At 71.6% G+C, this 7,397-nt stretch carries 7 protein-coding genes and 2 tRNA genes; 3 read left to right on the forward strand and 6 right to left on the reverse strand.

What is annotated here, in order from left to right; translation table 11 throughout:
- Positions 1 to 75 precede the first annotated feature (75 nt).
- Both ACFVXC_RS37055 and ACFVXC_RS37060 read right to left on the reverse strand, forming a co-directional pair.
- Positions 76 to 1,317 carry a hypothetical protein gene (locus tag ACFVXC_RS37055; protein WP_389914923.1) on the reverse strand — a complete coding sequence of 414 codons (1,242 nt, stop codon included), beginning with the start codon at positions 1,315 to 1,317 and terminating at the stop codon, positions 76 to 78.
- A complete protein-coding gene (locus ACFVXC_RS37060) occupies positions 1,314 to 1,934 on the reverse strand; it encodes a DUF4365 domain-containing protein (protein ID WP_389914884.1) in 621 nt (206 codons plus the stop codon). Before ACFVXC_RS37060 ends, ACFVXC_RS37055 begins: the two co-directional genes overlap by 4 nt.
- 168 nt (positions 1,935 to 2,102) lie before the next feature.
- On the opposite strand from ACFVXC_RS37060, the gene ACFVXC_RS37065 reads away from it, so the two are divergent.
- Positions 2,103 to 2,828 (forward strand): 3'-5' exonuclease, encoded by a 726-nt coding sequence (locus ACFVXC_RS37065; protein WP_389914887.1) that lies wholly within the window; start codon positions 2,103 to 2,105, stop codon positions 2,826 to 2,828.
- Between the two features lie 73 nt (positions 2,829 to 2,901).
- Here ACFVXC_RS37065 and ACFVXC_RS37070 read toward each other — a convergent pair.
- Together ACFVXC_RS37070 and ACFVXC_RS37075 are read right to left on the reverse strand one after the other, a co-directional pair.
- Positions 2,902 to 2,973: transfer RNA gene (locus tag ACFVXC_RS37070), tRNA-Val, on the reverse strand.
- A 62-nt stretch (positions 2,974 to 3,035) separates the two neighbouring features.
- Positions 3,036 to 3,482 carry an SRPBCC family protein gene (locus tag ACFVXC_RS37075; protein ID WP_389914889.1) on the reverse strand — a complete coding sequence of 149 codons (447 nt, stop codon included), beginning with the start codon at positions 3,480 to 3,482 and terminating at the stop codon, positions 3,036 to 3,038.
- Positions 3,483 to 3,574: 92 nt separating this feature from the next.
- On the opposite strand from ACFVXC_RS37075, the gene ACFVXC_RS37080 reads away from it, so the two are divergent.
- A complete protein-coding gene (locus ACFVXC_RS37080) occupies positions 3,575 to 6,019 on the forward strand; it encodes an SCO7613 C-terminal domain-containing membrane protein (protein WP_389914892.1) in 2,445 nt (814 codons plus the stop codon).
- Positions 6,020 to 6,135: 116 nt separating this feature from the next.
- Here ACFVXC_RS37080 and ACFVXC_RS37085 read toward each other — a convergent pair.
- Together ACFVXC_RS37085 and ACFVXC_RS37090 are read right to left on the reverse strand one after the other, a co-directional pair.
- A tRNA-Val gene (locus tag ACFVXC_RS37085) sits at positions 6,136 to 6,207 on the reverse strand.
- 66 nt (positions 6,208 to 6,273) lie between these two features.
- The gene (locus tag ACFVXC_RS37090) at positions 6,274 to 6,705 is read right to left on the reverse strand and encodes a TIGR02611 family protein (RefSeq protein ID WP_389914895.1); all 432 of its coding nucleotides are present in this window, start codon (positions 6,703 to 6,705) and stop codon (positions 6,274 to 6,276) included.
- A 191-nt stretch (positions 6,706 to 6,896) separates the two neighbouring features.
- On the opposite strand from ACFVXC_RS37090, the gene ACFVXC_RS37095 reads away from it, so the two are divergent.
- The gene (locus ACFVXC_RS37095) at positions 6,897 to 7,310 is read left to right on the forward strand and encodes an SsgA family sporulation/cell division regulator (RefSeq protein ID WP_003959770.1); all 414 of its coding nucleotides are present in this window, start codon (positions 6,897 to 6,899) and stop codon (positions 7,308 to 7,310) included.
- The last annotated feature ends 87 nt before the right edge of the window (positions 7,311 to 7,397 follow it).

Below are 7,397 nucleotides of genomic sequence, written 5' to 3' on the forward strand. Positions count from 1 at the left end.
CGGGGGCGCCCATCGCGAAACGGTTATCTCCCCGGCCCCCGCCGCACCCCGGCAGTGCCCCGACCGTGCCCCGCCTCAGTCCCCGCCGCACGCCTCCTCGAAGAAGTCGAGATGCTCCTGGAGCGACTTCATCAGGCGGTCCTTCTCCGCCTCGTCCACCTGCACCGGCACCACTCCCGATGCCCCGGTGAGCCGCCGGAAGCCGCCCCGGCTCTCCAGACGGCCGTGCACCCGGATCGGCAGCCCCACCAGGTGGGCATGGCCCGCGATGCGGTACGACTCCTCGTCGAGCGTCATGCGTACGTGGGGGACGTCCACGCCCGCGAGCACCCGGACCCGCACCGTGCCCTCGCCCCGCGGCCCCGAACGCCGCATCCGCACCACGGCCCCCGTGATCCGCACCGGCATCGACGGCTCGTCCCGCAGATAGCGGGCACCCGCCTCCCGGAGCACCGGCAGGTCACCGGGCGAGAACTCGACGGGCTCGGCGTCCACGGCGCACCCGTCGGGCACTCCGGCGGCGGGCGCCCACTCCACGGCGACGCGCGCCCCTTCCGTGCCCCGCACCAGAGCCACGACGGCCTCCGTCAGCTCATGGCTGACGCCCGCCTCGACGGCCCCGTCGAAGGCGTCCATGCCGCCGGTGGCGCGGTGGTAGTCGACGGCCTCGCGGACCGCGTACAGCGCCTGGTGCAGCCGCACCGCGAGGAGACGACCGGTCAGGACGGGCACGAACGCGGTCAGCTGCCGCCCGCCGGGAGCGGGCCCCACCAGGACGTTCTCCAGGGACGCGGCCGCGGGCCCGCGGTGCCGCGCCCCGTAGTACCCGGCACGGCCACGCGCCGCGAGGGCGCCCGCCAGCAGCATCTGTCTCGCCGCCGCCCTCAGTTGCTCCTCCGCCGGCCAGGTCGCGGCGCCCGCGGGTCCCGCGGGGACATCGCGCCACCAGCGGATCTCGTCGCTGGGCACGGTGAGCCCGACGAGCACATCGCGCGCGGACGGCGACGCACTGCGCGACAGGGCGGTGAGCGCCTCGCCGAGCAGATCGTCGCAGTCGGGGAAGCCTCTGTTCTCCGGCACGAGCAGGCTCGTGCCGGAGCCGCCGGGTCCCGGCGGGCTCCAGCGGGCGTAGCGCCCTGCCGCTCCCCCGCGCCGGTTCCAGCCGTGCCGGTCGAGCAGCGCGCCGAGCACGGCGGGGTCGACCTGCGAAGGGTCGGGCGGGCCCAGGGAGCTGCGGGGATCGGGCCAGGCGCCCGCGGCTTCAACGGGGTGCGGGCGAACGGGGCGTAGTGGCTCTTCGATCGGGCGGTGCATCAGGGTCTCCCTCCCGTCCCGACCCGCGTCATGATCTCGCAGAGAGCCTTGTCGTCGAAGATCCGCGAGGTCGGGACGCGCACGGTGGTCCTGCGCCGGCCGGTCACCTGGTGTCCGGCGAGGTTGGTCCAGTAGCAGCAGTGCCGCAGGTCGAGCCGGTCATGACTCGCGCTCAGCCAGTCGTCCTGCGACCGGGGCACGAGCATCACGACCAGGATCTTGTGCACCGCGACCGGGGTGCGGGCGAGCTTCTCCAGGTGCGGGTTGTCGAGCGTGAAGGAGAAGGCCGCGCCCAATCGATCCAGCCGGGCCGACGGCCCTTCCGTAACGGGTGGTGGGCGACGGGAGGGCGGATTCGGCGGTATTTGGTACGTGCACTTGAGCTGCACCTTGATGGTGACTTCGTCGTCGACCGTGTGCCCGGGGGCGCTGTGGCTGACGTGCCAGTCGATGCCGTTGTCCGGGAAGGGCTGCGAGAGGGAGCACCCCGCCGCGGCGGCGACGGCGTGCAGATAACCGACCTGAAGGGTCTCCATACAGGCGGTGGTGGCGAGTGTGCCGCGCGGCGGTGCGATCCGCTCGGGCAGCAGCCCACCCTGTTCGGGCTGCGCGAGCGCCATGTTCAACGTGCCTTCCGAACCAGTGAATCCCCGCTTCGGGCCGGTCAACTTCCAAACCCTGTACCTCTGTTGTCTCCGGGCCGCGTACAGCGCAAACGGCCCGGGTATCACCAGCGTGGGCAGGGGAGGAAAGCCATCTGCCGGACATGAACGAGGAGTTGCGTCACTATGACGTGCTGGTACGAGGGGCCCTTGGCCGCATTCGACACCGAGACCACGGGCGTCGACGTCGAGACCGACCGCATTGTGTCGGCCGCCGTCGTCGTCCAGCAAGGCGCGGGCACCCGCCCGCGCATCACCCGCTGGCTGGTGAACCCGGGCGTTCCGGTGCCCGAGGGCGCCACCGCGGTACACGGCCTCACGGAGGAACATCTGCAGCACAACGGCCGGTGGCCCGCGCCGGTGATGGAGGAGATAGCGAGGGAACTGGCGGAGCAGGGCGCGGCGGGCCGCCCCATCGTCGTCATGAACGCCCCCTTCGATCTGACGATCCTGGACCGGGAGTTGCGCAGGCACCGCGCGTCGTCGCTCGACCATTACATGGCGGGCTCGCCGCTGTGCGTCCTGGATCCGCGGGTCCTGGACAAGCAGCTCGACCGGTATCGCAAGGGCCGTCGCACGCTGACGGATCTGTGCGCGCACTACGCGGTGGAGCTTGACGAGGCGCACGACGCGGCGGCCGACGCGCAGGCCGCGCTCGATGTCGTGCGTGCCGTGGGGCAGCGTTTCGCCTCGCGGCTCGAACGGCTCTCGCCGGCCGAGCTGCACGCGCTGCAGGCGGTGTGGCACGCGGCGCAGGCGCGCGGCCTGCAGGCCTGGTTCGCGCGCAGCGGTACGCCGGAAACGGTGGATCCCACATGGCCGCTGCGTCCCGAAATGCCTGCGGCGGCCTGAGGATTACCGGCCCGGCACTGGCCTGCGGGCATGAAAAAACCGGTCCGTCGGTGACGGACCGGCATTCTCCGGGTGGGCGATACTGGGTTCGAACCAGTGACCTCTTCGGTGTGAACGAAGCGCTCTCCCACTGAGCTAATCGCCCGGGAACGGACTGAACAATACAGGTCTTCGCGGGTTTCCTTCAATCCGCTTCCGCGAGAGCCGTCAGCCCCGCCTGAGGTGCGCCTTCAGGCCCCGCTCGCCCGCGCGCATCATCACCGCGTGGTTGAGGAGGAAGACGGGTCTCCCGGGAACGGCGAGGCGTCGCATCAGCGGTTTGCGCACCACCACTTCCTGGTCGTAGACCGCACGCGTCCCGCCGGGCACCGTCGTGACGGTCCACCGCGCCCAGCCTTCCAGATCCCCGGTCATCGCGACCTCCAGGATCCCGGCCTCCGGGTCGTGGCGCCGTTCCTCCCCGGTCACGAGCAGGTCGTACGGCAGGAAGGAGCGGAAGCGCGCGGTGCCGGTGTGCTCGTCCACGGGCACCACCTCGCGCACCTGCGGCCACCAGGCCGGATAGTTCTCGGCGCGTTCGAGGACGGCGTACACGTCGGCGGTCGGCGCGGGTACGTTCCAGACGCTGCGGAAGCGGTAGTGACTCCAGTCCATGGACCGAGTCTGCCGGTAGGAGGCCGATCTGAGTACGTACTGAGTATCCGGACCGATGCCCGTCGCGGTGTCCTGGACCACACTCCACCGACATGACGAACATTCCGCCCCCGGCCGAGGAGCTCCGCGTCCTCGATCTGGAGCTGCGTCGACTCGACGCGCGCAGGACGCAGTTGCTGCGACGCCGCGCCTGGCTGCTCGGCGCCCTCCAGGCGGCGGCCGGGCCCGCTCCCGCTCCTTCGCGGCTAGTCCGCGCCCCCGAGGCCGCTGCGCCGAACGTGCAGAACGTGCTGCTCACCCTGGGCGGCATCCTGCTGACGATCGCGGCGATCGCCTTCACGCTGGTGAGCTGGGGACACCTGGGCATCGGCGGGCGCGGCGCCGTCCTCGCGGCCGTGACGCTGACGGCGCTGGGCGTGCCCGCGCCGTTGCTGCGCCGCAAGCTGCGCTCGACGGCGGAGACGGTGGGCGCGCTCGGACTGGCCCTGACCGTCCTCGACGCGTACGCCGTTCATGCCGTCGCCCTGCCTCACGCCGACGGCATCGGCTACGCGGCGGCGGCGTCCGCCGTGCTCACCGTGCTGTGGGCCGCGTACGGCCTGGCGTTCCGCGAGCTGCGGCTGCCTCTGCCGCTGACCGTGGCGACCGCGCAACTCCCCTTGTTCCTCTGGGCGCGAGCCGCGGACGCGGGTGACCACGTGACGGTCGCGGCCCTCCTGGTGACGGCGGCGTTCGATGTCGCCGTCGCGCTGCGGGTCGGCGAAGCGGGCGTACGCGTCATCGCGACCGTCGGTGCCTGCGCCGCGGGCCTGTGGGGCGCGGTGGGCGCCGGCTACCTGTCCTGGTCGGCCGCGGATCTGCCCGACGCGGCGCGGGCCGGCGGGCTCCTGATCCTTGCGGCGGCGATCGCGCTGGTGGCGGCGTGGCTGATCACGCAGCCTCCGCAGGCGTCGGGTGCGGCGTTCGCGGGGGGCCTGCTCGTGGCCGCGGGAGCCGGTGGCGTGCTGCGCGAGACGCTCCCCGCCGCGTGGACGGTTCCCTGCTATCTGGCGTGCGCCGTCGCACTGCTGGCGGTCGTACGCACCGCCTTGCCCCGCCCTGTCCTGCGCGGGATCGCCGGGTCGGCACTCCTGGTGCAGGCGCTCGCGGCGCTGTGGACGCTGCCCGCGCTCGTCTCCGCTCTTGCCGGGCCCGCGAGTCGGGCCGGGAAGGTGTGGTCGGGTGCGCCGCACGGCATGGGTGACGCCGCCTCTGTGTCCGGACTGCCCGTGCAGCACCCCGCCATGGCCTCGCTCGTACTCGCGGTCATCGCCGGGACCCTGGCCACGGCGCCCCGGCTCCTGCCCACGGCCACATCGCCTGCCGACCCTGCCGACCCTGCCGACCCTGCCGCCTGGCGGCTGAACCACCCCGGCACCATCCGCGCCTGCGCCCTGGCTCTCGCCTGGGCCGCCGCCCTCATCGTCCCGTCCGCGCTCCAACTCCCCTACGCGGCCGGGGTGGCGGCGTATGTCGCGCTCACCGCCGCCCTGCTCGCCGTCGCGTCGCGCGGGGGATCGAAGGCGGTTGCCCTCACCTCGTTGAGCCTGGCCGTCACGACCTCGGTGAGTGTCGCGTTCCTGGCGCTGGCCGGTACTGAGGCGACGCTCGGCACATTCAGCGCTCTGGCGGCGCTGTCGCTGGTGGTGACCGTGCTCGCCGCCCGCCGGCCGGAGGTCACTGCGGGCGTGGCAGCCACCACCGCCTGCGCCACGATCGCGTACGCCACCGCGCTCGCCTGCGCCTCGGGGGCCGCCCTGGACCTGCGCGTGGACCACACCGGGCTTCTGATGCTCGTCGTCCCTGCGCTCAGCGCCCTTGTCGCGGCCCGGCTCGATCAGCATCCGCTGACGCGGCCGGTCGAGATCGCCGGGGCGCTCGCGGGCGGCTTCGCCGTCGCCCTCACCGCGGAGCACGCGACGACCCTCGCCCTGGCCCTCGCGCTCGGCGGTGTCATCGCCGCGGGCACCGCGCTCCGCAGCAACCGCCGCCCTGTCGGGTACGCGGCCGGGGCGCTGTTCCTCCTGGCGACCTGGGTGCGCCTGGCCGCCTGGAACGTGGACACCCCGGAGGCCTACACCCTGCCGGTCACCGTCCCCGCGCTCCTGATCGGCGCGCTACGGCTCCGCCGCGTACCGCAGACGTCCTCCTGGACGGCCTACGGCCCCGGCCTCACGGCGACGCTCCTGCCGAGCCTCATCGCCGCCTGGAGCGACGTGCACTGGCAGCGTCCGCTCCTTCTCGGCGCGGCGGCCCTGCTGATCACCCTGGTGGGCGCCCGGCACGGGCTGCAGGCTCCGCTCGCGCTCGGCGGCGCGGTGCTCACTCTGGTCGCGCTGCACGAACTCGCGCCCTACATCGTCCAAGTGGTGGACGCCCTGCCGCGCTGGCTGCCGCCCGCGCTCGCCGGACTTCTGCTTCTCGCCATAGGCGCGACGTACGAACAGCGTATGCGCGACGCACGCCGGGTCCGAGATGTTCTCGGCAGAATGCACTGACCCCGCCTTTGCCGCATCGCAGCCGACGGGGCATCAATTCTCTTGCGCCGCATGGGAAATCGAGCCAATACGACTGCGGCCCGAAGGCTTAAAGCCTTCGGGCCGCAGTTCCGGGGTGGGCGATACTGGGTTCGAACCAGTGACCTCTTCGGTGTGAACGAAGCGCTCTCCCACTGAGCTAATCGCCCCGGGCGCACGGAGAACATTACCGCATGTCAGCGGGTGCCTCCGACCGCCGTGGAGTCACCCGGAGGTCACTCCTTGATCTTCCATGGCATCTCGAAGCCGAACTTCCAGACGTAGATCCCGACGAGCACGGCGATGATCACCAGACCGATGGTCGTCAGGATGATGTTCCGGCGGCGCACCTTGGGGTCGAGCGCACGCTGCGCCGCCTCGGTGACCTTCCGCTTCGTCCAGCGAAGGACCAGCTGGGCCCAGACGAACTCGGTCGCCCAGATCGCCATTCCACCGAAGATCACGAGCCAGCCCGGCCCGGGCAGCGGCAGCATGATGATGCCCGCGACAACCACCGCGAGGCCGACGATGAAGACGCCCACCTGCCAGCTGACGTGCAGCGCCCGGCGGGCCTGGATGAACTCCGGCGCACGCGATCCGAGCGGCTGTCCGTCCTTCGTGCCGGTGATTGTTTCAGCAGCCCCCGGCTCGTTACTCCCCGTATTCATACGGCCAAACCCTACCGGACGGAAACCCGTCACCGGAATGGCTGTACCCGCCGAACAAACAACCCGCCGAACGAGCTACCTAAAGACACCCAAAACCCTCAGAGGGGTTTACAACGGCACCGTAGGTGGCATGTCGATTTCGCCGACGTGCGAATCCCCGAGCGCACACTGAGCGAAAGGCCCTGGCGCTTATGAACACCACGGTCAGCTGCGAGCTGCACCTGCGCCTCGTTGTGTCGAGCGAGTCCTCACTGCCTGTCCCCGCAGGACTGCGGTATGACACGGCCGATCCCTACGCCGTGCACGCCACCTTCCACACCGGAGCCGAGGAAACCGTCGAATGGGTGTTCGCCCGCGACCTCCTCGCCGAGGGCCTGCACCGGCCCACCGGTACCGGCGACGTCCGAGTCTGGCCGTCCCGGAGCCACGGTCAGGGCGTTGTCTGCATCGCCCTGAGCTCCCCCGAAGGTGAGGCTCTGCTCGAGGCCCCGGCGCGGGCTCTTGAATCGTTCCTGAAGCGAACCGACGCGGCCGTGCCTCCCGGCACGGAACACCGCCACTTCGATCTGGATACGGAGCTCTCGCACATCCTGGCCGAAAGCTAGCCAAGGCCGCGCGAGAGCGCCCGGCGCCGTCCGACTCGGGGCGACGGCTCGGGCATGACAATCGAACAGAGCAGACGCACCGGCGCC

Source organism: Streptomyces sp. NPDC058257, assembly GCF_042881845.1.
GTDB lineage: Bacteria > Actinomycetota > Actinomycetes > Streptomycetales > Streptomycetaceae > Streptomyces.

Bases quoted from the DNA above. Each gene is read 5' to 3' on its own strand.
- ACFVXC_RS37060 (WP_389914884.1), bottom strand. From the start codon at position 1,934: ATGGCGCTCGCGCAGCCCGAACAGGGTGGGCTGCTGCCCGAGCGGATC.
- ACFVXC_RS37065 (WP_389914887.1), top strand. From the start codon at position 2,103: ATGACGTGCTGGTACGAGGGGCCCTTGGCCGCATTCGACACCGAGACC.
- ACFVXC_RS37075 (WP_389914889.1), bottom strand. From the start codon at position 3,482: ATGGACTGGAGTCACTACCGCTTCCGCAGCGTCTGGAACGTACCCGCG.
- ACFVXC_RS37095 (WP_003959770.1), top strand. From the start codon at position 6,897: ATGAACACCACGGTCAGCTGCGAGCTGCACCTGCGCCTCGTTGTGTCG.
- ACFVXC_RS37080 (WP_389914892.1), top strand. From the start codon at position 3,575: ATGACGAACATTCCGCCCCCGGCCGAGGAGCTCCGCGTCCTCGATCTG.
- ACFVXC_RS37090 (WP_389914895.1), bottom strand. From the start codon at position 6,705: ATGAATACGGGGAGTAACGAGCCGGGGGCTGCTGAAACAATCACCGGC.